24 protein-coding genes are annotated in these 24,126 nt (G+C 64.1%); 16 read left to right on the top strand and 8 right to left on the bottom strand.

The window, feature by feature from the left end; translation table 11 throughout:
• The first annotated feature begins 68 nt into the window (after window positions 1-68).
• From I3253_RS04945 to I3253_RS04925, 5 genes are all read left to right on the top strand, one after another.
• Window positions 69-377, top strand: coding sequence for a DUF2849 domain-containing protein (locus I3253_RS04945; RefSeq protein WP_197916526.1), 309 nt, complete (start codon window positions 69-71; stop codon window positions 375-377).
• Entirely contained in the window at window positions 370-2,037 is a 1,668-nt protein-coding gene (locus I3253_RS04940; RefSeq protein WP_197916525.1) for a nitrite/sulfite reductase, read from the top strand. The genes I3253_RS04945 and I3253_RS04940 overlap by 8 nt, the downstream gene beginning before the upstream one ends.
• Window positions 2,027-2,827, top strand: coding sequence for a phosphoadenylyl-sulfate reductase (locus I3253_RS04935; RefSeq protein WP_197916524.1), 801 nt, complete (start codon window positions 2,027-2,029; stop codon window positions 2,825-2,827). The genes I3253_RS04940 and I3253_RS04935 overlap by 11 nt, the downstream gene beginning before the upstream one ends.
• The gene (locus tag I3253_RS04930; RefSeq protein WP_197916523.1) at window positions 2,824-3,237 is read left to right on the top strand and encodes a DUF934 domain-containing protein; all 414 of its coding nucleotides are present in this window, start codon (window positions 2,824-2,826) and stop codon (window positions 3,235-3,237) included. Before I3253_RS04935 ends, I3253_RS04930 begins: the two co-directional genes overlap by 4 nt.
• Before the next feature lie 113 nt (window positions 3,238-3,350).
• On the top strand, window positions 3,351-4,199 hold the full coding sequence (locus tag I3253_RS04925; RefSeq protein WP_197916522.1) for a ferredoxin--NADP reductase: 849 nt from the start codon (window positions 3,351-3,353) through the stop codon (window positions 4,197-4,199).
• Window positions 4,200-4,276: 77 nt separating this feature from the next.
• Here I3253_RS04925 and I3253_RS04920 read toward each other — a convergent pair whose 3' ends face one another.
• The gene (locus I3253_RS04920; protein WP_197916521.1) at window positions 4,277-4,786 is read right to left on the bottom strand and encodes a hypothetical protein; all 510 of its coding nucleotides are present in this window, start codon (window positions 4,784-4,786) and stop codon (window positions 4,277-4,279) included.
• Window positions 4,787-4,978: 192 nt separating this feature from the next.
• Between I3253_RS04920 and I3253_RS04915 the strand changes: the two genes are divergently transcribed.
• The 3 genes from I3253_RS04915 (at window position 4,979) to I3253_RS04905 (ending at window position 7,716) form a co-directional block, all read left to right on the top strand.
• Complete coding sequence (locus I3253_RS04915) at window positions 4,979-6,397, top strand: alpha/beta fold hydrolase (protein WP_197916520.1); 1,419 nt, start codon at window positions 4,979-4,981, stop codon at window positions 6,395-6,397.
• A 74-nt stretch (window positions 6,398-6,471) separates the two neighbouring features.
• Window positions 6,472-7,059, top strand: coding sequence for a translation initiation factor IF-3 (gene infC, locus I3253_RS04910; protein WP_456300819.1), 588 nt, complete (start codon window positions 6,472-6,474; stop codon window positions 7,057-7,059).
• 57 nt (window positions 7,060-7,116) lie between these two features.
• Window positions 7,117-7,716, top strand: coding sequence for an SAM-dependent methyltransferase (locus tag I3253_RS04905; RefSeq protein ID WP_197916519.1), 600 nt, complete (start codon window positions 7,117-7,119; stop codon window positions 7,714-7,716).
• 74 nt (window positions 7,717-7,790) lie between these two features.
• Here I3253_RS04905 and I3253_RS04900 read toward each other — a convergent pair whose 3' ends face one another.
• The 7 genes from I3253_RS04900 to I3253_RS04870 all read right to left on the bottom strand — a co-directional run bounded on the left by I3253_RS04900 (window position 7,791) and on the right by I3253_RS04870 (window position 16,010).
• A complete protein-coding gene (locus I3253_RS04900) occupies window positions 7,791-8,576 on the bottom strand; it encodes an FAD binding domain-containing protein (protein ID WP_197916518.1) in 786 nt (261 codons plus the stop codon).
• Between the two features lie 98 nt (window positions 8,577-8,674).
• Entirely contained in the window at window positions 8,675-11,038 is a 2,364-nt protein-coding gene (locus I3253_RS04895; RefSeq protein ID WP_197916517.1) for a xanthine dehydrogenase family protein molybdopterin-binding subunit, read from the bottom strand.
• A gap of 105 nt (window positions 11,039-11,143) precedes the next feature.
• On the bottom strand, window positions 11,144-11,629 hold the full coding sequence (locus tag I3253_RS04890) for a (2Fe-2S)-binding protein (protein ID WP_197916516.1): 486 nt from the start codon (window positions 11,627-11,629) through the stop codon (window positions 11,144-11,146).
• 133 nt (window positions 11,630-11,762) lie between these two features.
• Window positions 11,763-12,758, bottom strand: coding sequence for a molybdopterin-binding protein (locus I3253_RS04885; protein ID WP_197916515.1), 996 nt, complete (start codon window positions 12,756-12,758; stop codon window positions 11,763-11,765).
• On the bottom strand, window positions 12,755-13,723 hold the full coding sequence (locus tag I3253_RS04880) for an XdhC family protein (RefSeq protein WP_197916514.1): 969 nt from the start codon (window positions 13,721-13,723) through the stop codon (window positions 12,755-12,757). Before I3253_RS04880 ends, I3253_RS04885 begins: the two co-directional genes overlap by 4 nt.
• Before the next feature lie 61 nt (window positions 13,724-13,784).
• Window positions 13,785-15,041 (bottom strand): vWA domain-containing protein, encoded by a 1,257-nt coding sequence (locus I3253_RS04875; RefSeq protein ID WP_197916513.1) that lies wholly within the window; start codon window positions 15,039-15,041, stop codon window positions 13,785-13,787.
• Between the two features lie 60 nt (window positions 15,042-15,101).
• On the bottom strand, window positions 15,102-16,010 hold the full coding sequence (locus I3253_RS04870; RefSeq protein ID WP_197916512.1) for an AAA family ATPase: 909 nt from the start codon (window positions 16,008-16,010) through the stop codon (window positions 15,102-15,104).
• A 182-nt stretch (window positions 16,011-16,192) separates the two neighbouring features.
• Between I3253_RS04870 and I3253_RS04865 the strand changes: the two genes are divergently transcribed.
• The 8 genes from I3253_RS04865 to I3253_RS04830 all read left to right on the top strand — a co-directional run bounded on the left by I3253_RS04865 (window position 16,193) and on the right by I3253_RS04830 (window position 23,904).
• On the top strand, window positions 16,193-17,137 hold the full coding sequence (locus I3253_RS04865) for a phosphoadenosine phosphosulfate reductase (protein ID WP_197916511.1): 945 nt from the start codon (window positions 16,193-16,195) through the stop codon (window positions 17,135-17,137).
• A 54-nt stretch (window positions 17,138-17,191) separates the two neighbouring features.
• Window positions 17,192-18,232, top strand: coding sequence for a dihydroorotase (gene pyrC, locus I3253_RS04860; protein ID WP_197916510.1), 1,041 nt, complete (start codon window positions 17,192-17,194; stop codon window positions 18,230-18,232).
• Window positions 18,233-18,307: 75 nt separating this feature from the next.
• Complete coding sequence (locus I3253_RS04855) at window positions 18,308-18,988, top strand: orotate phosphoribosyltransferase (protein ID WP_197916509.1); 681 nt, start codon at window positions 18,308-18,310, stop codon at window positions 18,986-18,988.
• Between the two features lie 202 nt (window positions 18,989-19,190).
• Window positions 19,191-20,678 (top strand): replicative DNA helicase, encoded by a 1,488-nt coding sequence (locus tag I3253_RS04850; RefSeq protein ID WP_197916508.1) that lies wholly within the window; start codon window positions 19,191-19,193, stop codon window positions 20,676-20,678.
• 162 nt (window positions 20,679-20,840) lie between these two features.
• Entirely contained in the window at window positions 20,841-21,269 is a 429-nt protein-coding gene (locus I3253_RS04845) for a nuclear transport factor 2 family protein (protein ID WP_197916507.1), read from the top strand.
• 72 nt (window positions 21,270-21,341) lie between these two features.
• A complete protein-coding gene (gene alr / locus I3253_RS04840; protein WP_197916600.1) occupies window positions 21,342-22,379 on the top strand; it encodes an alanine racemase in 1,038 nt (345 codons plus the stop codon).
• Window positions 22,379-23,161, top strand: coding sequence for an MlaE family ABC transporter permease (locus I3253_RS04835; protein ID WP_197916506.1), 783 nt, complete (start codon window positions 22,379-22,381; stop codon window positions 23,159-23,161). Before alr ends, I3253_RS04835 begins: the two co-directional genes overlap by 1 nt.
• Window positions 23,158-23,904, top strand: coding sequence for an ABC transporter ATP-binding protein (locus I3253_RS04830; RefSeq protein WP_197916505.1), 747 nt, complete (start codon window positions 23,158-23,160; stop codon window positions 23,902-23,904). The genes I3253_RS04835 and I3253_RS04830 overlap by 4 nt, the downstream gene beginning before the upstream one ends.
• Window positions 23,905-24,126: the final 222 nt, after the last annotated feature.

Genomic DNA, 24,126 nt, shown 5'->3' with positions numbered 1-24,126 from the left:
CACCATCTGGCGCGATAGGGGGAATATTTCCTATATCTACAGTCAAGTCAAACAAACGGATCTGCACCATGGCCCGCGCATTCACGCCCAAAGTCATCACCGCCAACGCCCTGATCGAAGGCGACGTGATCTATCTTGCCGCCGATGACAGCTGGACACGCAACCTGTGCATGGCCGAGCTGATCACCGACGAGGCCCACGCCCAGCTGCGCCTGCTTGATGCCGAACGGCGCAGCAACGAGGCGGTCGGCGTTTACCTCGCCGATGCCGTGCCCGGTGGCAATGGCCCCGAACCCACCCATTTCCGCGAGGACTTCCGCCGCAAGGGTCCGTCCAACTACGCCCATGGCAAGCAGGAAGAGGCAAACCATGTATAAATACAATGATTTCGACGCCGCCTTCCTGGCCGAGCGCAACCGCCAGTTCCGTGCCCAGGTCGAACGCCGCATCGCCGGCAACCTGACCGAGGATGAATTCAAGCCGCTGCGCCTGATGAACGGGCTCTACCTGCAACTGCACGCCTACATGCTGCGCGTGGCCATCCCCTATGGCACGCTGTCGGGCGCCCAGATGGATCAACTCGCCCTGCTGGCCGACAAGTGGGACAAGGGCTATGGCCACTTCACCACCCGCCAGAACATCCAGTACAACTGGCCCAAACTGACCGACGTGCCCGACATGCTCGATGCCCTGGCCGACGTGAACCTGCACGCCATCCAGACCTCGGGCAACACTATCCGCAACGTCACCGCCGATCATTTCGCCGGCGCCGCGGCGGACGAGATCGAAGACCCGCGCCCGGTGGCTGAACTGATCCGCCAATGGTCCACCGACCACCCGGAATTTCAGTTCATGGGCCGCAAGTTCAAGATTGCCGTGTCCGGCGCCGCCGCCGACCGCGCCGTGCTCAAGGCGCATGACCTGGCCGTGCGGATCGTGCGCGACGACACGGGCCAGACCGGCTACCAGATCCTGGTTGGCGGCGGCCTGGGGCGCACCCCCATGATCGGCAAGGTTCTCAATGACTTCCTGCCCAAAGCGGATCTTCTGCCCTATATCGAGGCCGTGGTCTCGGTCTGGAACCAGATCGGGCGGCGCGACAACAAGTACAAGGCGCGCATCAAGATCACCGTGCACGAACACGGGCTCGACGACATCCGGTCGCGGGTGGAGGAGAGGTTCGCGCAACTCAAGCCAACCTTCGGCGGCTTCGATCAGGACCTGCTGATGCAGATCGAGGCACATTTCGCCGCGCCAGCGTTCCGCGACGCCCCGGTTGCCTCTTTCGACCGCGCCTATGACAGCGACCCCTTGTTCCGAAGCTGGGCCGACACCAATCTTACCGAACACCGCGCGCCGGGCTATGCCATCGTGACCGTGTCGCTCAAGAAACACGGTGAAACCCCCGGCGACGCCACATCTGACCAGATGCGCGCCCTGGCCGCCATTGCGCGCCAGTACGGCCATGACGAATTGCGCATCAGCCACGAGCAGAACGTGATCCTGCCCCATGTGCACAGATCCGATCTGCCCGCCGTTTACGCGGCCCTGCGCGCCGTTGATCTGCACACCGCCAATATCGGGCTGGTGTCCGACATCATCGCCTGCCCCGGCATGGATTACTGCGCGCTGGCCACGGCCCGCTCGATCCCGGTCGCCCAACAGATCGCGACCCGCTTTGACGCGCTGAAGCTGGAGCATGATATCGGTCATCTGCAAATCAAGATCTCGGGCTGCATCAACGCCTGCGGCCATCATCACGTGGGTCATATCGGCATCCTCGGGCTGGATCGCGCGGGCGTGGAAAACTACCAGATCACCCTGGGCGGCGACGCCACATGGGACGCGGCCATCGGCGAACGCGCCGGCCCCGGCTTTGCCTATGACGAGATCGTTCCGGCCATCGAACGGCTGGTGCGGGGCTATCTGGACATGCGCCAGGGCCCCGGGGAAACCTTCCTCGCCGCTTATCGCCGTCTGGGTCTCGCCCCGTTCAAGGCCTATCTCTATCCCGAGGCGCAGGCCAATGCCGCATGACGGACTAAGCCCCCTCTCCTCGCCGATCAATACGGCGGCGCAAGCGGGCGGCACTCTCCCCGCCGACCCGCTTCAGGCCAAGGTCGATGCGCTCAACGCGCGCTATCGGCACCACTCGGCCACCGCCGTGATCGACGCCAGCCTGCGTGACCCGCAGGCTGGCAGGATCGCGCTTGTGTCCTCCTTTGGCGCGGAGTCGGTCGTGCTGCTGCACCTCGCCTCCATGGTCGACCGCAACATCCCCGTGCTGTTCGTGGACACGGAAATGCTTTTTGCGCAAACGCTGGTCTATCAACAGGAGCTGGCCGAACGGCTGCACCTGCAAAACCTGCATATCATCCGCGCCTCGGACGCGACCCTGAATGCCGAAGACCCCGATGGCACCCTGCACCGGCGCGATACCGACGCCTGCTGCGCCCTGCGCAAGACCCGCCCCCTGCAAAAGGCGCTGCGCGGCTATGACGGCTGGATCACCGGGCGCAAGCGGTTTCAGTCGGGCACCCGCGCCGCGCTGGATTTCTTCGAGGTCGAAGAGTTTACCGGGCGTATCAAGGTCAACCCGCTGGCCCATTGGGCGCCCGAAGACGTGCGCGCCTATATGGAGGAAAACCGCCTGCCCCGCCACCCGCTGGTGGCCAAGGGATACCCCTCGATCGGCTGTGCCCCCTGCACCTCGCCGGTCAAGGACGGCGAAGACCCCCGTTCGGGCCGCTGGCGCGGTCAGGACAAGGACGAATGCGGCATCCATTTCGTGAACGGAAAAATGGTGCGCAAAGGAGAAATGACATGAGTGTAATCGTCACCGATACCGGCTTTGGCACCGATGACTGGACGCAGGGCTTCGCGTCCTTCACCGACGCGGCCAATGATGTGGCGGCCCTGGACGTGCCCTCTGATACCGATCCGGCCACCCTGATCGCCCGCCTGTCCGGAGTGCGGATGATCCGCGTCGATTTCCCGTCCTTTGCCGACGGGCGCGGCTTTACCATCGCGCGCCAGCTGCGCCTGGCCGGCTACACGGGCCGCCTGCGCGCCAGGGGCCAGGTGATTTCCGATCAGTATGCCATGGCCCGGCGCTGCGGCTTTGACGAGGTGGAAATCTCCGACGATCAGGCTCGGCGCCAGCCCGAGGCGGAATGGACGTTCCGCGCCGACTGGCAATCACATGACTACCAGTCGCGGATGCGGCAAAACGCCTGACCCCGCCTCACAAATCACGTATTTGCGATATGTCAAAGACATCTCGCAGATACACCTTCAAATCACGTCCTGAGATGATAGTAGGGGGCAGGCATTCTGCCCATTTTTTTGACATGACCGAGCAAACTCCCGTGACCGACGCCAAAGCCGTAAAAGTACCCACCCTGCCCGATGCACAGACCGTGACAGAGGTGCGCCACTATACCGACCGCCTGTTTTCCTTCAAATGCACCCGTCCCGCTTCGCTGCGGTTCCGGTCGGGCGAATTTGTCATGATCGGCCTGATGGGCGATTCGGATCCCAAAACCGGCAAGCAGAAACCGCTGCTGCGCGCCTATTCCATCGCCTCGCCCAGTTGGGAGGAAGAGCTGGAATTCTACTCGATCAAGGTGCAGGACGGCCCGCTCACCTCGAAACTTCAGCACATCCGGCCCGGTGACGAGATCATCCTGCGCCCCAAACCCGTGGGCACGCTGGTGCATGACGCCCTGCTGCCGGGCAAACGCATCTGGTTCTTTGCCACCGGCACCGGTTTTGCGCCCTTTGCCTCGCTGCTGCGCGAGCCGCAAACCTATACCGATTACGACGAGATCATCATAACCCATACCTGCCGCGAAGCCGGCGAACTGACCTATGGGCGCGAGATCATCGACTCGCTCAAGGAAGATGAACTTCTCAACGAGGTGATCGGCGAAGGGTTCTGGAAGAAGATCAAATATTACCCGACCACCACCCGCGAAGACAGCGCCAAGATGGGCCGGATCACCGATCTGATCCGCTCGGGCGAGGCGTACCGGGATCTGGGCGTCGAACCGCTCAGCCCCGAAAACGACCGCGCGATGATCTGCGGCAACCTGGCATTCAACCTGGAACTCAAGGATATGCTGGAAGAGGCCGGGCTGGAGGAAGGCGCCAATTCGAACCCGAAGCAATACGTGGTGGAAAAGGCGTTTCTCGACTGATCCCCATACCCGCTCCCGGAATGGAAAAGGGCGTCCCGCTTGCCGGGACGCCCTTTGCTTTTGCGCGATCGGCCCGCCTACAGGCCCAGTGCCGCCTTGACCTGATCCAGCGCGGGCTGCAACAGAAACGGGCTTTGCGCCGCCGCCTGCACCGCCGATTTCAGCGTGGATTTCGTGGCCGCCTCCAGCGGGGCGCTGTCGATCAGACCCTTGACGCCATCCAGATCAAACCCCTCGACCGTCAACAACCGGGTCGCGCTTGCGGCGGCGTCCCGGGCCATGTCGCTTGCGGCCTGGCCCGCCGCGTCGCCCACTTCCCCGGCGGTCTTGCCGGCATCGTCCATGGCCGTTCCAACCATGTCAGACGCACTCTCCGCCGCGTCCTTCACGGCCTTTTCCACCGCCGTCGCCGCGTCCTGGCCTGCATCCTTCACCGCCTCTTGCGCCGTCTCCATTGCGGTATCGGGCGCCACCTGCGCGCAATCAGGCCCGGTTCCCCCGTCGGGGCAGTCGCCTTGCTGGAAAAACAACACATAGCCGCCAACACCAACAGCCGCGGCAACGACAATTCCAATCACGTATTTCATCTTGATCCTCTGCGTTGCGGTTTCGCCGGGGCACCGCGATTGCGCGCCCCGTCCCGCACCAACAGATGCCCCCGCGCCCCAACCGCAACAAGGGGGAAACCCCGCGCGCACGCATCAGTTTGCCGGAAGCCTTGCCGTATACCTTGCCGGAAACCGCTTGTCTGGCGGCGCGTCGCCCACTAGCGTTTCCCCATGGCTCCCGATGTCCCGCAGCGCCGCCTGACCACCGTGATGATCGCCGACATGGTCGGCTACAGCCGCCTTGTCGAGGCCGACGAGGCCGCATTGCTCGCGCGCCAGTCTGCCTATCGTGAAACGCTGTTCGATCCCTCGATCACCACGGCGGGCGGACGTGTCGTGAAATCCACCGGCGATGGCGTGCTGGTCGAATTCGCCTCGGTCCGCAATGCGGTACGCTGCGCCATCGACCTCCAGACCGATCTCTTCAACCAGGAAGCCACCCGCCGCCCGGACGAGGCGATCCGCTATCGCATCGGGCTGCATCTGGGCGACGTGGTGGATGATGACGGCGATCTTTTCGGCGACACGGTCAACCTTGCCGCCCGGCTGGAAACCCTTGCCGCCTCGAGCGGGATCTGCATCTCCGATGCAGTCCTGCAATTGCTCGAACCGGCGCAACAGGCGCTGTTCTGTGATTTGGGCACGCAGCGGGTGCGCAATATCTCGCGCCCGGTCAGGGTCTGGCAATGGGCGCCCGACCCGCGCAGCGATACCCCGTACGCCCATCAAGAGGCCCTGACCCAGAAAATCGGCTTCTGCGCCGCGCCGGACGGGGTGATGCTGGCCTATGCCTCGGTCGGCACAGGGCCCACCGTGTTCAAGGCGCCCAACTGGATCAACCACCTGGACTTCGATTGGAAAAGCCCGCTCTCCGGGCCCAACCTGGCCCGGATCGCGCGCCGCGCCCGCCTTGTGCGGTTTGACCAGCGCGGCAATGGCCTGTCGGATTGGGACGTGCCAGACATCTCCGAAGACGCCATGATTTCGGATATGAACTCCGTCGCCACGGCCGCCGGGCTGGACCGGTTCGCACTGTATGGCCTCTCCCAGGGATGCGCCTTTTCGGTACGCTACGCCGTGGAAAACCCCGACAAGGTATCCTGCATGGTGCTTCTGGGCGGCTACGCGCGCGGCATCCTGTGTCGCGGCTCGGCGGATCAGGCCGCGCTGCACGATGCGACAAATGCCCTGATCCGCGAGGGCTGGGGCTCGGACAACCCGGCCTATCGGCACATATTCACCGAAACCATGATCCCCGAGGCCAGCGCCCAGCAGAAATCCCACTGGGACGAACGGCAACGCGTTTCCACCTCGGCCCGAAACGCGGCCCGTATCAACGACATGAACGCCCGCGTCGACGTTTCCGATCTGGCCCGGCAGGTGCGCGTGCCTACCCTTGTCTGCCACGCCCAGGGCGACCGGCGCATCCCGCTGGAAGAGGGCCGCCGCCTTGCCGCGCTGATCCCCGGCGCCGAGTTTGTCGCCCTGCCCAGCGACAACCACCTGCTTGTCGAAGGCACCGAGGGGTTCGATCAGTTCCACGACCGGTTTGACGCCTTCATTGCCCGCCACGCCGGGCCTGCGGGCTGACCTTGCGCCGCAACGCCGCACCCCATCCTTGACGCCCACAGGAATCCGCTTGTAAGGCAGGGTTTTGCCGACTAATTTACGGCACCGAGAACAATAGCTATCGAAGGAACAAAACCATAGCCCGCAGACCTCACAATGCGCCCCCGCAGCGCGACACCGGCCCTCGTATCAACGATCGCATTCGCTCGCCCGAAATTCGCCTGATCGGGGCTGACGGCGAAAATGTCGGCGTGGTGCACCCCGCCAAGGCCATGACCATGGCGGAAGAGGCCGGACTGGACCTTGTGGAAATCTCGCCCAACGCCAATCCGCCGGTCTGCAAGATCATGGATTATGGCAAGTTCAAGTATGAACAGCAAAAACGCGAATCCGAGGCCCGCAAGAAACAGACCACCATCCAGGTCAAAGAGGTCAAGTTCCGCCCCAACACGGACACTCACGACTACGAAGTGAAAATGCGCAACGTGGTCAAGTTCCTGGAAAAGGGCGACAAGGTAAAGGTTACGCTGCGCTTTCGCGGTCGCGAGATGGCGCACCAGAACCTGGGGCGCGAGTTGCTCGAACGGGTGGCCGAAGATGTCAAGGAACTGGGCAAGATCGAGAATATGCCCAAGATGGAAGGCCGCCAGATGATCATGATGATCGGCCCGCTGGCACGCTGATCCAATCAGGTTTCGCCCCCGCCCTGCGGCGGGGGTTTTCCTTTCAGGGAGCCCGCCATGTGGGAAGAACGTTTCGCGTCCTCGCCCGAGTTCGTTTTTGGCAAGACCCCGGCGCAGTTCCTGCTGGACCATGACGACTACCTGACTCCGGGCCATACCGCCCTCTCCGTGGCCGACGGCGAAGGCCGCAACTCGGTCCACCTGGCCGAACGCGGCCTGAACGTCACGGCGCTGGAATTTGCCCCCACGGCCATCGCCCGCGCCCGCGACCTGGCAACCGAACGCGGCGTGCAGGTCGATTTCCGACAGCTCGACATCATGGCACAGCCCTGGCCGACGCAACAATTCGATCTCGTGGCGGGGATCTTCATCCAGTTTGTCGGCCCTGACGGGCGCCGCACCCAGTTCCGGCACATCAAGGACGCCACAAAGCCGGGCGGCCTCGTCATGCTGCACGGCTATCGACCAAAGCAACTGGATTATGGCACCGGCGGCCCGCCCTTTGCCGAAAACATGTACACCGAGACCATCCTGCGCGCCGCCTTCGCCGGCTGGGACATCCTCGTCCTCAGGGAATACGACCGCGAAGTCCAGGAGGGGCGCGGCCATTCCGGCATGTCAGCCCTGATAGACCTGATCGCGCGAAAGCCCGGTTGAATGAAAAAGGCGCCGCAAACGCGACGCCCCTCTCTTCATTCTGCCTGAAATACGCCCGCCAGAGGCGATCCGCCCTATCCACAGGCCGCCACCGCCCGCCGGGTCAGCACTGCCACCAGATGCGCGCGATAAGCGGCCGTACCATGCAGATCGGAAATCATCCCGTCCGCAGCAGGCGCCTCCGGCACCGCATCGGCCGAGAAATCGGCACTCAGCGCAGCCTCCGCCGCACGCCAGCGAAACACTCCCTCTTGCGAAGCCCCGGTCACGGCCACCCGTACCCCGTCGGCATATTTCGCCACGAACACTCCGACCAGCGCAAACCGCGACGCGGGCTGCTCGAATTTCTGGTAATTGGCCGCCTCGGGCACCGGGAATTTCACCTCCGTGATGATCTCGCCCTCGTCCAGCGCCGTTGTGAACATGCCCTGGAAATAGTCGTCCGCCGCGATCTCGCGCGCATTGGTGACGATGCTCGCCCCCGATGCCAGCGCCGCCGCCGGATAACAGGCCGACGGATCATTGTTGGCCAGCGACCCACCAATGGTTCCGCGGGCCCGCACCGCCGGATCCCCGATATTGCCCGCCAGCCCGGCCAGCGCCGGATAGCCACCGGCATTGGCCGCCACATCCGCGTGGACGGTCCCGCCACCCACACAAATCCGGCCCGCGTCATCCGTGGACACACCCTGCATTTCCGCGATACCGGCCAGACTGACCAGCTTGCCCGGACTGGCAAGGCGCTGCTTCAGCGTCGGGATCAATGTCTGCCCCCCGCCCAGCACCTGCGCGTCCTCTTCTCCCAGCGCTGTAACCGCATCGGCCACCGAGCCCGGCTTCACAAATTCAAACTCATACATTTCGCTTCCTTTCCAAAGAGCGTCTTCCCGCCCTTCTTTTGGCTAGAAATATCCTCGGGGGTCCGGGGGCAGACAGCCCCCGGTCCTGCCCTCTCGTCTTACCCCTGCATCGCGGCCCAGACACGGCCCGGCGACACCGGCATATCGATATGGGTCACATCATGCCCTCCCGACTGCAACGCATCGATCACCGCGTTCACCACCGACGGCGGCGATCCGATCGCACCGGCCTCGCCACAGCCCTTCACCCCAAGCGGATTATGGGTACAGGGCGTCTGGCTGGAATGATCCACATTGTAGAACGGCACGTCATCGGCCCGTGGCATCGCGTAATCCATGTAGGACGCGCTCAGCAACTGGCCGTTCTCGTCATAGACACAACCTTCCAGCAGCGCCTGACCAATGCCCTGCCCAATGCCGCCATGCACCTGGCCATCCACGATCATCGGGTTGACGATATTGCCGAAATCATCCGCCGCCGAGAACCGCTCGATCGTCACCTTCCCGGTCTCCGGGTCCAGCTCGACTTCACAGCAATAGGCCCCGGACGGATAGGTAAAGTTCGCCGGGTCATAAAACGCGGTTTCCTCCAGCCCCGGCTCGATATCCTCCAGCGGATAGTTATGCGGCACATAGGCCGCCAGCGTGACATCGCCCCAGGCCACGGATTTATCCGTGCCCGCGACCGAAAACTGCCCGTCCTTCAGCTCGATATCGGCCTCCGCGGCCTCCATCAGATGGGCCGCGATCTTTTTGGCCTTGTTGATGATTTTCTCGGTAGCCCGCACCATGGCCGAGCCCCCAACCGCCAGCGAGCGTGATCCGTATGTGCCCATGCCCATTGGCGTATTGGCGGTATCGCCATGCACGATTTCCACCATGCTTTCATCAATCCCGATCATCTCGGCGATCACCTGCGGGAACGAGGTTTCATGCCCCTGCCCGTGGCTGTGCGATCCTGTCATGACAACAAGTCCGCCGGTGGCATTCACCCGCACGGTCGCGCTCTCATAAAGACCGGCCCGCGCGCCCAGCTGCCCCACAAGGTTGGACGGCGCAATGCCGCAAGCCTCGATGTAACAGTTCACACCCAGCCCGCGCAGCTTGCCGCGCGCCTCGCTCTCCTTGCGCCGTGCCTCGAAACCGGACAGGTCCGCGATTTTCTCCAGCGCGTCCATCGTGCCGTGATAATCGCCGGTGTCATATTCCACCGCCACCGGCGTGGCATAGGGGAACTCGGTGATAAAGTTCTGACGGCGCAGCGCGATCGGGTCCACACCCAGCTCCCGCGCCGCCTTGTCGATCACCCGCTCCAGCTGGAACGTCGCCTCGGGCCGACCGGCCCCGCGATAGGCATCCACCGGCACCGTATTGGTGAACACTGCCTTGACGTTCACATAGACCACCGGGGTCTTGTAGTTCCCGGCCATCAGCGTGCCATGCAGCCAGGTCGGCACCGACGGCGCAAAGGTGCTCAGATACGCGCCCATATTGGCATAGGTCTCGGTGCGCACGGCGGTAAAGTTGTTGTCCTTGTCTAGCGCCAGTTCGATCCTGGTCACGTGATCGCGCCCATGCGCGTCCGACATGAACGCTTCCGACCGCGAAGCGGTCCATTTGACCGGACGATTGATCGCCTTGGCGGCAAAAGTACAAAACGCCTCTTCCCCATAGTGGAAGATCTTGGTGCCAAATCCGCCGCCCACATCCGGCGCAATCACGCGCAGCTTGTGCTCGGGAATGCCCAACACGAAGGCGCCCATCAACAGGCGGATCACATGCGGGTTCTGGCTTGTCGTGTAAAGCGTGCTCTCATCGGTGGCACGGTTGTAATCGCCAATCGCCACGCGCGGCTCCATCGGGTTGGCAATCAGACGGTTGTTGACCAGCTCCAGCGTGGTCACATGCGCCGCGTCCTGCATCGCCTGCTCTACCGCATCCTTGTTCTCTTCGACAAAGCCCCAGTCGTAACACAGGTTGCTGGTCAGATCGTCATGCACCTTGGTGGACCCATCCGCGAGCGCCGCCTTCATGTCGACAACCGCAGGCAGTTCCTCGATATCCACCTCGATCGCCTCGGCCGCGTCCCGCGCCTGTTCGGCGGTCTCGGCGACAACGGCGGCGATCGGATCGCCCACATGGCGTACCTTGCCCTGCGCCAGCACCGGATGGGCCGGTTCCTGCATCGGCTCACCGTGCCTGTCGGTCACGCACCAGCCGCAAGGCAATCCACCGACACCTTCGAAATCGGCGCCCGTGAATATCCGCACCACCCCGGGCATTGCCGCCGCGGCCCCGGTATTTACCGCATTGATCCGGCCATGCGCCACATCCGAGCGCAGGAAATGCACATAGGCCTGGCCGTTTACATTGATGTCGTCGGTATAATTTCCAGCTCCGGTCAAAAACCGGATATCTTCGCGCCGCTTCGGGCTGGCGCCTATGCCATGATCTTTCGGCATCTGAATTCCTCCCTGAGAACGGATCGAAAGCCCACGCTTCCAATCCCTTTCATTGTTCCGAAAATACTCGAAAACCCCGCGCCCTCCTCAGACGCAAGGCCGGTGTTATTCGGCAGCAATCGATCCCACGTCCTGCCCGGACGCGGCCAGGATCGCCTTGACGATGTTGTGATACCCGGTACAGCGACAGATATTGCCTTCCAGATAGTCCCGGATCTCGGCTTCGCTGGGCTTTGGGTTCTCCTTGAGAAGGGCCGCGGCCGACATCACCATGCCCGGCGTGCAGAACCCGCACTGAAGCCCGTGGTGATCCTGAAACGCCTGCTGGATCGTGTTCAGCGTCCCGTCTGGCGCGGCCTGGCCTTCGATCGTGGCCACATCGGCGCCCTCGGCCTCCATCGCCAGCATTGTGCAGGATTTCACCGGCTGCCCGTTGACATGCACCACACAGGCGCCGCACTGGCTGGTATCACAGCCCACATGCGTTCCGGTCAACCCCAGTGTGTCTCTCAAGAATTGGCTGAGCAAGGTCCGCCCCTCGGCATCGCCGGACATTTCCTTGCCGTTCACAGTCATCGTGACCTGTGACATTGGCTCCTCCCAAATGGATGTGTTTTATGGTTATGCGCAAAGTAAACCAGCGTATGGCCCGCTTGAGAAGCCGCTTTTTCCAATGGCGGCGGAATTCGGCATAGACATTGGTCGTAGGCCGGAGGCCCCCGCCTCATCCGCGCCGCGCGCGTGGCATGGGCCGGGTCGGTATCTCCTTGAGTAAGCCGCCCACGCCCATCCCCGCGATATCCGCGTGGCTCACATCGATGCCACAAGCCACCCGCGCCAGCACCCAGTCCGCCCCGTTCAATGCCGGCGACCGCGCGCATCCCGGCAATCCGATCACCGGCCGCCCGTCCAGGGCCCCCAGAAACAGCAGGTTGCCGGGATCCACCGGCATTCCGAATCGTTCGACCGTGCCGCCGGCCCGTCGTACCGCCTCCGGAGCCACGTCATGCGGATCGGAGGTGGCCGAGCCGGTCAGGATCAACACCATGTCACCGACAGATGCCACCACAGCCGCGGCCAGATCCGCGACACGATGGGGCACCATCACCACCTCGCACAACTCCATGCCAAGCGCCGCCACCCGTCCCTGAATTGCGGCGCGGCCCTTGTCTCCGGCGCCGCCGGGAATTTCCGTGACAATCAACGACACGCGCCCATGTATCACCGGTGCAAGCCGGATCGCGCCCCGCCCCAGCGCAGCCGCCCGCGCAACGTCACCACCGGGCACGCCATAGGAAATGATCTTGACCGTGCCCACCATCTGCCCCGCGCCAACCTGCTGAAAGGGGGGTAGCGTGGCCAGCGTGATCATCGGGTTTACCGCGTTCAGCGCGGTCAGCGCCGCCACATCCATCACCGCCACGCCCGGACAGGCCGCCACCAGATTGACCCGCCCGGTAAATGCCCGTGTCAGATCCAGCCGCGCCGCCCGCTGATCCGGCACCAGGGCCGCCGCCAGCCGCTCCGCGGCCTGATCTTCGTGCAAGTCCTCGGGGTCAAGCCGCGCCGCGATCACCTCGGTGATCCCGGCCTCGGCCAAACCCGCCAGGGCCGCGCCATCCAGCACCATGCCCTTGCGCAGCCTGGTCTTTCCGGCCCTCACCGAATGCGCAAGAATGGCCCCCTCGGCCTCGTGCAACGGGACCGGACCGAACCTCACGCCCCTGTCCTCAGCACCCGCACCATCTCGGCCAACACCGACACGGCGATTTCCGACGGGCCCGCCGCGCCGATATCCAGACCGACAGGGCCGTGAATGCGGGCGATGTCGCCATCGCCGAACCCCGCTTCGCGCAACCGCGCGCAGCGGGCCGCATGGGTCCGCCTGGACCCCAGCGCGCCGATATAAAACACGTCCGAGCGCAGCGCCACATGTAGCGCCGGATCGTCCAGCTTGGGATCATGGGTCAGCAAAACAAGCGCCGTGCGCCCGTCCAGCCCGATCGCGGCCAACGCCTCGTCCGGCCAGTCCTCGACAATGGTTTCGCCGGGAAACCGCGCCTGCGATCCAAAGGCACTGCGCGGATCGATGAGGACCGGATCGAACCCGGCAATCCGCGCCATTGGCACCAGGCTTTGCGCGATATGCACCGCGCCCACGATCACCAGCCGCAAGGGCGGGTTGTGAACCGCCACAAACCGCCCGTCTTCTTCGACCCCCGAACGATCCATGCGGAACCGGTCTTCAAATCCTGCTTCCGTCAGCAATCCGCCGCCAGTCTCGGCGTCGCAGACATAGGCCACCGCGCGCCGCCCGGCCCGGGCCGCGACCAGCGCGTCCAGCACCGTTTCGCTCAGCACCGCGCCCACCGGCTCGACCAATACCCGGATCGTGCCGCCACAGGCCAGCCCCACGGCAAAGGCATCGCCGTCGCTGACGCCGAATTCCAGCAACCGTCCCTTGCCCTCCTCCAGCGCCTCCAGCGCTTCGACCATCACCGCGCCTTCGACACATCCGCCCGACACCGAGCCTTCGATCTGCCCGTCCCCGGACACCACCATCTGCGCCCCCACCCGGCGCGGTGCGCTGCCCCAAGTTTCCACCACCGTGGCCAGAACCGCCCCGCGCCCCGCGCGATGCCACTCCAGCGCCAGTTCCGGCGCGCCTTCAAGCTTTGCTGTCATGGTTCGCCTCCCGAAATGACCGCCCTTCCAGAACATGTGCGTCGCGCGCGCAAAGCACAAGTCACGGCCCCAGCATCGCCATCAGCCGCGCCTTCTCTCCGGCGTCATCGGGACGCGAGATCGCCGCCGCCAGGTCTTCCAGCGAGGCAATCGAATGCCCGGCCCGGAAACTGTCCACATGCGGCAACATCGCGCGAATGCCCTGTGCCCGGGGCGCGAACCCGTCCCAGCGCAGCAACGGGTTGAGCCAGATCAGACGGCGCGCCGACAGGTGCAGCCGCTGCATCTCGTGGCCCAGCGCATCTGCCGCGCCCCGGTCCAGCCCGTCGGTGATCAGCAACACCACCGCGCCCTGCCCCATCACCCGGCGCGACCAGTCACGGTTGAAGGCGTGCAGGCAGTCGCCGATCCGGGTGCCGCCTTCCCAATCCTGCGCCTCGGCCCCGGCGCAGGCCAGCGCCGCATCCACATCGCGCGTCGCCAGATGGCGCGAGATATTGGTCAGCCGCGTGCCAAAGGTAAATCCGTGCACCCTGGCCCAGCCTGCCCCCTTCTGATTGGCGACAGCATGGAGAAAATGCAAAACCATCCGGCTGTATTGACTCATGGAGCCGGAAATATCGCAAAGCACGATCAGGTTGGGCCAGCGGATTCGCGGGCTTTTGCGGGCCAGGCGCTGTATCTCGCCCCCCTGGCGCATCGCGTCACGCAGGCTGCGCCGCCAATCCGCGCGCGCGCCCAACGGGTCTGGGCGCCCGCGCCGCGTCGGGATCGGCTGCACCGGCAGGGTCAGCCGCGCCAGCATCCGCTTGGCTGCGGCGATCTCGTCGACACTCATCTGTTCAAAATCCAGCGTGCGCAGCCGTTCCTCGGCGGACATGGTCAGCGAGGCATCCACCTCGATCTCGGTGCCTTCCTCCTCGAAATCCACATCCGGCACATCCTGCGTCACTCCGTCGAGCAACGCTTCGGCGGCGCGCTTTTCCCCGGCGCCGGCCTGACGCTCTTCCTGCACGCCGCGAATGGCGGGCAGCATCATCGCCATCATGTGTTCCATGTATCGCGGATCCCGCCAGTAGAGGCGAAAGACCTGCGCAAACACCGTGCGATGCTCGGGGCGCGACACGAAACAGGCGTGCAGCGTCCAGTAGAAATCCCGCTTTTCGGTGAATCCCGCAGCCTGAACCGCGCGGATCGCATCAATCACCCGCCCCGGCCCGATCGGCAGGCCCGCCTTGCGCAACGCGCGCGCGAACCACGTGATATTGTGGGTCAGTTTCGGGGTGTCCGGGATGTCGAGCGGCGCGTATTCAGCCATGTCGCGCAACGGGGGGCCAGCCCCCCGCACCCCCCGGGATATTTGGGGCCAAAAGAAGCATCAGGCCGGTTCCAGACCCTGACGCGCCTCGTCCAGCAGCCGGCTCGCTTCGGAGCCTTGCAGCCTGGCAATATCATCCTGGTATTTGAGAATGGCCCCCAGCGTGTCGGCGATCACTTCGGGGCTGAGTGTGACCACGTCCAGCGCCAGCAGACATTTGGCCCAGTCGATGGTTTCGGCCACACCGGGTTTCTTGAACAGGTCTTCGGTGCGCAGCGCCTGCACGAAGGCCACCACCTCGCGGCTGAGTGCCTCGGCTGCCTCGGGCGCGCGCGATTGCAGGATTGCGATTTCGCGGTCGAAATCCGGATAATCCACCCAATGATACAGGCAGCGCCGCTTGAGCGCGTCATGCACTTCGCGGGTCCGGTTGGAGGTAACGATCACGATTGGCGGTTCGGGTGCCTTGATCGTGCCGATCTCGGGGATCGTCACCTGAAAATCGCTCAGGGCTTCCAGCAGGAAGGCTTCGAACGGTTCATCGGTCCGGTCCAGTTCGTCGATCAACAGAACCGGCGCGCCGCCCGGATGTGGGCGCATCGCCTGCAACAGCGGGCGTTCGACCAGGTAATCCGGGCCAAAAAGTTCGCGCTGCAACAGGTCGCGGTCGGCCCCGCCGCCGGCTTCGGCGGTTCGGATCGCCACCATCTGCGCGGCAAAGTTCCATTCGTAGACCGCGCTGGACGCATCCAGCCCTTCATAGCATTGCAGCCGGATCAGATCGCGCCCCAGCCCCGCGGCAATCGCCTTGGCGATTTCGGTCTTGCCAACGCCCGCCTCGCCTTCGAGGAAAATCGGCCGCCCAAGCCGCAGCGACAGGAACACCACCGTCGCCAGCGCGCGTCCGCACACATAGCCCTGCGCGCCCAGCATGTCCTGCACCGCGTCGATACTGTCAATCTGCGCCATCAAATGCCCCTCTGCCTCGCCCGGATCAGGCTGCACGGCCCGGCGTGGCCCGTCAACCGCCACGACCCGCGACCAAAGTTGTAGATACTGCCGCTCTTCCCAAATTTTGCCGCAAATGGCATCTATGCTGAAAGCAAGAGCACGAAGTGCCGTATCTGGTTTGCCGGGTTAGGATTGAGGATATGCAGGATTCGCCAAATGGCTTTGATGCCCCGATGCTGGGGCTGGCGCGCGATGCGTGGCTGCAAAAACTTGACGAGATTGCCGAAGAGCACGGGCATTTCCAGCCTCTGGGTTCGTCACACTGGGCCACGCTGATCGAGGACAAGCCGGTTCTTCTGGTCACGTTCGAAACCATCGACAGCATTCAGAAACGCGGCGATACCGGCCAGCCGCTGGGTTGGGAACTGGTGCGCGAATTGGGCTGGTCGCATCTGTGCATTCTGTCCGATGGCGACACCTGGTTCCGCGATCCGGCGGTCTATGCCTATTTCGACCGGCTCTCGGATGATGGATTTTTTGAGGATTTCGACCGGATCGTATTTTACGGCGCAGGCAGTTGCGGCTATGCGGCGGCGGCTTTTTCCGTGGCCGCGCCCGGTGCCACCGTGGTGGTGCTTCAGCCCCAGGCCACGCTCGATCCCGCCATCGCCCCCTGGGACCGCCGCTATCCCCAGGCGCGCAAACGGTCCTTTTCGGACCGCTACGGATATGCTCCCGACATGCTCGAAGCCGCCAGCGCAGGCTTCGTGCTTTATGATCCGCGCGTGGATCTCGACGCGATGCACGCGGCCCTGTACCGGCGTCCCGATGTCACGCTGGCCCGTCTGCCCTTTCTGGGCGACGATATCGAGTCCAACCTGCTGGACATGCAGATCCTGTTCCGCATCCTTGCCAAGGCCGGCGCGGGCAAGCTGACACCACACGCATTGTCCCGGCTCTGGCGGGCCCGGCGCACGCATCTGCCCTATCTCGACGCCCTTCTGACGACCATCGAACGCCAGAAACGCCCGTTCATAAAGGCGCTGCTTTGTGCCAATGTCGCGCGCCGCCTCAGGGAGCCACGCTATATGCGCAAGCTCAACATGCTGGTTCAGGCCGCCGAAAAGGGCAAACTGGCCGGGTGAGAGGCCCGATTCTACCCCCTAGCGCAGGCCGCTGCTTTTGTGTAATCGGCCCCCATGACCCAAAGCCTGACCATTGCCCGCCCCGATGACTGGCACCTGCACCTGCGCGACGGCGCGATGCTGGCCGCCGTCCTGCCCGAAACCGCCCGCCATTTCGCCCGCGCCATCATCATGCCCAACCTGGTGCCACCTGTCGTCACCGGCGCCGACGCGGCCGCCTATCGCGCCCGCATCCTGACCGCCCTGCCCGACGGCATGCATTTCGAGCCGCTGATGACGCTCTATCTCACGGAACACACCGACCCGGCCGATATACGCGCCGCCGCCGCCAGCGGCCTGGTCAGGGCGCTCAAACTCTACCCCGCTGGCGCCACCACCAATTCCGCCTCCGGCGTGCGGGATTTCGACAAGATCCGCCCGGTACTGGACACCATGGCCGAAATCGGCCTGCCGCTCTGCATCCATGGCGAAGTCACCGACCCCGACATCGACATCTTCGACCGCGAAGCCATCTTCATCGACCGCGTTCTGGATCCCATCCGCAGCGCCACGCCCGGGCTGCGCGTGGTGATGGAACATATCACCACCGCCAACGGCGTCGATTATGTCAAGGCCAATGATACAGACCTTGGCGCCACCATCACCACCCATCACCTGATCATCAACCGCAACCACATCCTCGTGGGCGGGATCAAACCGCATTATTACTGCCTGCCCGTTGCCAAACGCGAGGAACACCGCCTCGCCCTGCGCGCCGCCGCCACCTCGGGCGATACACGGTTCTTCCTTGGCACCGACAGCGCGCCGCACCCCGATCACCTCAAGGAAAATGCCTGCGGCTGCGCGGGATGCTTCACCGCCACCAACACAATGGCCCTGCTCGCCCACGTATTCGAAGAAGAAAACGCCCTGAACCGGCTCGAAGCCTTCGCCTCGCGCAACGGTCCGGCCTTCTACCGCCTGCCGGTCAATGCCCAAACCCTCACCCTGACCAAATCCGACACCCCCACGGCCTTCCCCGCCGGGATCCGGGCCGGCGACGATACCGTCACCGTGTTCGACCCCGGCTTTCCGGTCTATTGGGACGTGTCCTGATCTTCATTTTGCCCCAAATACTCCTGCCGGAGGCATCCCGCCCCCGCCACCGGCGCAACGCCCAAGGATGACCCGATGATCCCCACCACCTATCCCGACCAGTCCGAAATCGCCCGCCTCACGGCCCGCATGTTGCTGGAAATCGGCGCCGTGAACTTCAATACGGACGCGCCCTACACACTGGCCTCCGGCCTGCCCTCGCCCAGCTATATCGACTGCCGCAAGCTGATTTCCTTTCCGCGCATCCGCGCCACGCTGATGGATTTCCTCACCATCACCATCCTGCGCAATGCCGGCTTCGAAGCCTTCGACAATATCGCGGGCGGCGAAACCGCCGGCATTCCTTTCGCCGCGCTGGTGGCCGAACGCATGGCGCTGCCGATGACCTATGTGCGCAAGAAACCCAAGGGCTACGGCCGCAACGCCCGTATCGAAGGCGCCATGTCCGAAGGCGAACGCGTGCTGCTGGTCGAGGATCTCACCACCGATGGCGGCTCCAAACTTTCCTTTGTCGACGCGATCCGCGAGACCGGCGCCACCTGTGGCCACACGGCGGTGATCTTCTATTACGACATCTTCCCCGAGACCACGAAAACGCTGGGCGATCATGGGGTCGACCTGCACTATCTGTGCACCTGGTGGGACGTACTGGCCGAAGCCCGGGCGCAACAGGCCTTTTCCGGCGAGACCCTGGCCGAGGTCGAATCCTTCCTGCGTGATCCGCGCGCCTGGCAAGCGGCCCGCACCCGGGGCTGAGCGCCCCCCGAACGGCAATAAAATCCGGCAAGTCCCCGCCCAAAAAACACGCTTCAGCCTACAACATGTTGACCCGCCCGCGCCGCATCTGCCAAGATACGGTAGAGGCGGGTTATCCACAAATCATCCACACAAAGATACAATTTGCGCACAGCCGCGCCTCTGGTCTAGAACCCCAGCACTTGGGGAAACGGGGACAGACATGAACGAGATCGCAACCATCAATGCGACCGGAACCGAAGCGGCAGACACCGACCCGATGCCGCATTCGATCGAGGCCGAGCAACAGCTGCTGGGCGCGATCCTGACCAATAACGACATTTTCGACCGGGTGAACGCGATCCTAAAACCGGCGCATTTCTACGATCCGGTCCATGCCCGCATCTACGAAGTCGCCGCCGCGCGCATCGCCAAGAACAACCTCGCCTCGCCGGTCACGCTCAAGGCGTTTCTGGAAGACGACGAAGGCTTGCGCGAACTGGGCGGCGCCGCCTACCTTGCCCGCCTCGCCGGCGCCGCGATTTCGTCCTTTGCCGCGCGCGACTACGCGCAGATGATCCACGACATGGCCGTGCGCCGCGAACTGATCGGGCTGGGCAACGATATCGCCTCCAAGGCCAAGAAGGTCGAAGTCACCTCCGAACCCAGGGAACAGATCGTCGAGGCCGAACAGGCGCTTTACAAGCTCTCCGAGCAGGGCCAGACCGAACGCGGCTTCGTGTCCTTCCTCAAGGCCGTGACCGAGGCGGTGAACTCCGCCAATGCCGCCTATCAGCGCGATGGCGGGCTGGCGGGCATCTCCACCGGGCTTGTCGATCTCGACAAGAAGCTGGGCGGCCTGCATCCCTCGGACCTTCTGATCCTGGCCGGGCGCCCCTCGATGGGCAAGACCTCGCTGGCGACCAACATCGCCTTCAACGTCGCCAAGGCCTATCGCAAGGGCGAAAAGCCTGACGGTTCCATAGGTGCCATCGAAGGCGGCGTTGTGGGGTTCTACTCGCTGGAAATGAGCGCCGAACAGCTGGCCGCGCGGATCCTGTCGGAAGCCTCCGAAGTGCCCTCGGAACAGATCCGGCGCGGCGACATGACCGAACAGGAATTCCGCCGCTTCGTCGAGGCCGCCAAGGCGCTCGAAGCCTGCCCGCTTTATATCGACGACACCCCCGCCCTGCCCATCGCCCAGCTGGCCGCCCGCGCCCGCCGCCTGAAACGCACCCACGGGCTGGACCTGCTGATTGTCGACTATCTCCAGCTCTGTCGCGGCACCGCCCAGAACCGGGTGCAGGAAATCGGCGAGATTTCCATGGGCCTCAAGGCCATCGCCAAGGAACTGAATATCCCGGTGGTCGCGCTGTCCCAGCTCAGCCGGACCGTCGAAAGCCGCGATGACAAGCGGCCCCAGCTTTCGGACCTGCGCGAATCCGGTTCCATCGAACAGGACGCCGATGTGGTGATGTTCGTGTTTCGCGAAGAATATTATGTCGAGCGCGAAAAACCCTCTGACGACCGGCTCGAGGAAATGGCCGCCTGGCAGGAACGCATGGAACGCCTGCACGGCAAGGCCGAAGTCGTGGTCGGCAAACAGCGCCACGGCCCGATCGGTACCATCGAACTCAGCTTCGAAGGCCGCTTCACCCGGTTCGGCAATCTCGTGAAACCCTGGCAACAGGACGGCGATGCCGAGTTCTGACGCCCGGTGTGACAAACGCCCGGACCGCCCCGCCCGGCGCGCCCATCACCCGATCCCGCCGCCTGATCCGGCCGTCTGAACCCGGCACCCGATCCTGCGGGGCGGTTGCCGCTTGACGCGCGCGCGCCGGTCGCCAATCTTCCTGCCCAAAAGGATTTCGCGATGACCATCCATGATTTCATGACCGCCTATCACCGGGTCTGGACCACCCGCGATCCCGACGGGTTCGCCGATCTCTTCACCCCCAGCGGGCGCTATCACAACACCCCGTTCCAGGTACAGTCAGGCCGGGCCGAACTGATCGGCTACTGGAACCGCATCCTGTTGCAGGAAGACATCCGCATGAATGTGAAGGTGCTGGCCGAAACAGCAAACGGCGGCATCGGCCACTGGCATGTGGATTATCAGGTCGCCTCTGAAGAGCTGTTTGCGATCTGGGCCAAATCCACCGGCACCGGCCTGCCGGACCGTTCGCCGGGCGATCCGCTGCCGCGCCTTACGCTGGATGGCACGCTCCTGGCCGAATTCGCCCCCGATGGTCTCGCCAGCGAGGTGCGCATCTGGTGGCATTCCAACGCCTACATGCCCTGACTTGCGCTGACGGGCCGGGGCATGGCGCCCTTTCCACTTGACCTCCCCGTCGCGCGCGACAACAAACGCATCATGGCTACCGCGACCCTCACGATCGACCTTGACGCCCTTACCGCCAACTGGCGCGCGCTGGATGCACAAACCGCCTGCGACACCGGCGCCGTGGTCAAGGCCAATGGCTATGGGCTTGGCGCGGACCGCGTGGCCCGGACCCTGATGAAGGCCGGCGTCCGCCGTTTCTTTGTCGCCGCCGCCGAAGAGGGCGCCGCGCTGCGCCAGGCGGTTGGCCCCGATCCCGAAATCAATGTCTTCTCCGGCCACATGGCCGGGGATACCGACATGATCTCGGACATGGGCCTCACCCCGATGCTGAACTCGCTTGACCAGATCCTGCGCCATGTCGAGGCGCTGCCCGCCCATCCGTTCGGCATCCAGCTGGACACCGGCATGAACCGGCTCGGGCTGGAGGCGCCCGAATGGGCCGCCGTGGCCGGTATGGTGCTGGGGCGCAATCCCACCCTGGTCATGTCGCATCTGGCCTGCGCCGACGAACCCGAACACCCGATGAACCCACGCCAGCTTGCCGTGTTTCACCAGATGACCGACGGGATCGGCGTGCCCCGCTCGCTGGCGGCCACCGGTGGCATCCTGCTTGGCTCGGATTATCATTTCGATCTCACCCGCCCCGGCGTTGGCCTGTATGGCGGGATGCCCTTTGTCGATGCCGCCCCCGTGGCCGGGCTTGCCATCCCCGTGATCCAGACCCGCGGCGTGGCAGCCGGCGAAACCGTTGGGTATGGCAACAGCTGGATCGCCGAACGCGACAGCCAGATCGCCACCATCGCCGCCGGCTATGCCGACGGCATCTTCCGCGCAATGGGCCCCGAAATCTCTGTCTTTGCCGGCGAAGCCCGCTGCAAGGTGATCGGCCGCATTTCAATGGACATGATCGGCGTGGACATCACCGATCTGAACGAAAGCCCGGCCTTTGTCGAATTGCTGGGGCCGCATCAATCGGTGGACAGCGTGGCCCGGGCCGCAGGCACCATCGGCTATGAAATCCTCACCGCTTTGGGCCAGCGGTATGCCCGCCGCTACCGGGGCGGCTGATGGGACTGATCCATCCCCTTGCCGTCATCGGGCGGCGCGCGCTGGCGCTTTTGGCGATGCTGGGCGACGTGACCCTGTTTTTTGTCGGCGCCGTCACCCATATGGTCCGCCCGCCCTTTTACGGGCGCGAATTCCTGCTTGCCCTGTTCCATATCGGCTGGCTCTCGCTGCCTGTCGTCGGCATGACCGCGATCTTCACCGGCGGCGCGCTGGCGCTGCAAATCTATGACGGCTCGTCGCGCTTTTCCGCCGAGGCCGTGGTGCCCCAGATCGTTGCCATCGGCATGGTGCGCGAACTTGGCCCCGTGCTGGTTGGGCTGATGGTCGCCGCGCGCGTCACCTCGTCGATTGCCGCCGAGATCGCGACCATGCGCGTCACCGAACAGATCGACGCACTGACCACGCTGTCGACCCACCCGATGAAATACCTCACCGTGCCGCGCGTTCTGGCGGCGCTGATCGTGGTGCCGGTTCTGGTGGGCATCGGCGATGTTATCGGCATCTATGGCGGCTTTCTTGTCGCCACCGGCCAGCTTGGTTTCAACCCGGCCAGCTATATCCGCAACACCGCCGATTTCCTTGAGGCATCCGATATCATTTCCTCGCTCATCAAAGGGTCTGCCTTTGGCGGTATCGCCGCGCTTATGGGCTGTTATTTCGGCATGAATTCCGGCCGTGGCGCCCAGGGCGTTGGTCAGGCCACCAAGGGTTCGGTCCAGGCCGCCGCCGTGCTGATCCTGGCCGCCAATTTCCTGCTCACCTCATTGTTCTTCGCCACATGATCAGCTTTCAGGACGTGCATAAATCTTTTGGCCCCAAGGCGGTGCTGCGCGGCGTCAATCTGGACATCGCGCAAGGCACGTCCATGGTGATCATCGGCGGCTCGGGCACCGGCAAATCCGTGGCGCTGAAATGTGTGCTGGGGCTGATCACGCCCGACGCCGGCACCATCATGGTGGATGGGCAAAACGCCACCCAGGGCGACCACGATGCCTTTCTGGCCCGTTTTGGCATGTTGTTTCAGGGCGGCGCTCTGTTTGATTCCCTGCCGGTCTGGCAGAACGTCGCCTTTCGCCTCTTGCGCGGCTCGCTGAAACGTCCCAGATCCGAAGCCCGCGAGATCGCCATCGAGAAACTGCGCCGCGTCGGCCTGACGCCCGATGTTGCCGATCTCTTTCCGTCCGAACTCTCCGGCGGGATGCAGAAACGCGTCGGTCTGGCCCGCGCCATCGCCGCCGAACCCGGGATCATCTTCTTTGACGAACCCACAACCGGGCTTGATCCGATCATGTCCGGCGTCATCAACGATCTGATCCGCGAGATCGTCGTCGAAATGGGCGCCACCGCCATGACCATCACCCACGACATGACCTCGGTACGCGCCATCGCCGACAATGTCGCCATGCTGCATGACGGCGTGATCCAGTGGACCGGCCCGGTGGGCGAGATGGACAATTCCGGCGATCCCTACCTGACGCAGTTCATCAGCGGCAGTGCCGAAGGACCAATCGAGGCGGTGCGCTGAAACCGGGCGTTGCCCGACCGAGGGTGGGCGATCAAGCGTCGGGACATCGCACTTTATCTCACCACACAACGCCGACTCTGATGTGTTCCCGAACCGCGCAAAATCGCCCGCCCATGGGGCGGTCGGGCGATGCCCGGCGGCCTGCGGCCTTGGCTCCGGGCTGATTAACAGACCCTTGCGCACGCTGCCTTAACGCCGCACCACAACGCGTTTCTCATCGCC

Origin of the sequence: Thiosulfatihalobacter marinus (genome assembly GCF_016019955.1) — a bacterium.
Lineage (GTDB): Bacteria > Pseudomonadota > Alphaproteobacteria > Rhodobacterales > Rhodobacteraceae > Shimia > Shimia marinus_A.
The sequence above is the reverse complement of the archived record's forward strand: the minus strand, read 5'-3'. Positions and strand labels throughout refer to the sequence as shown.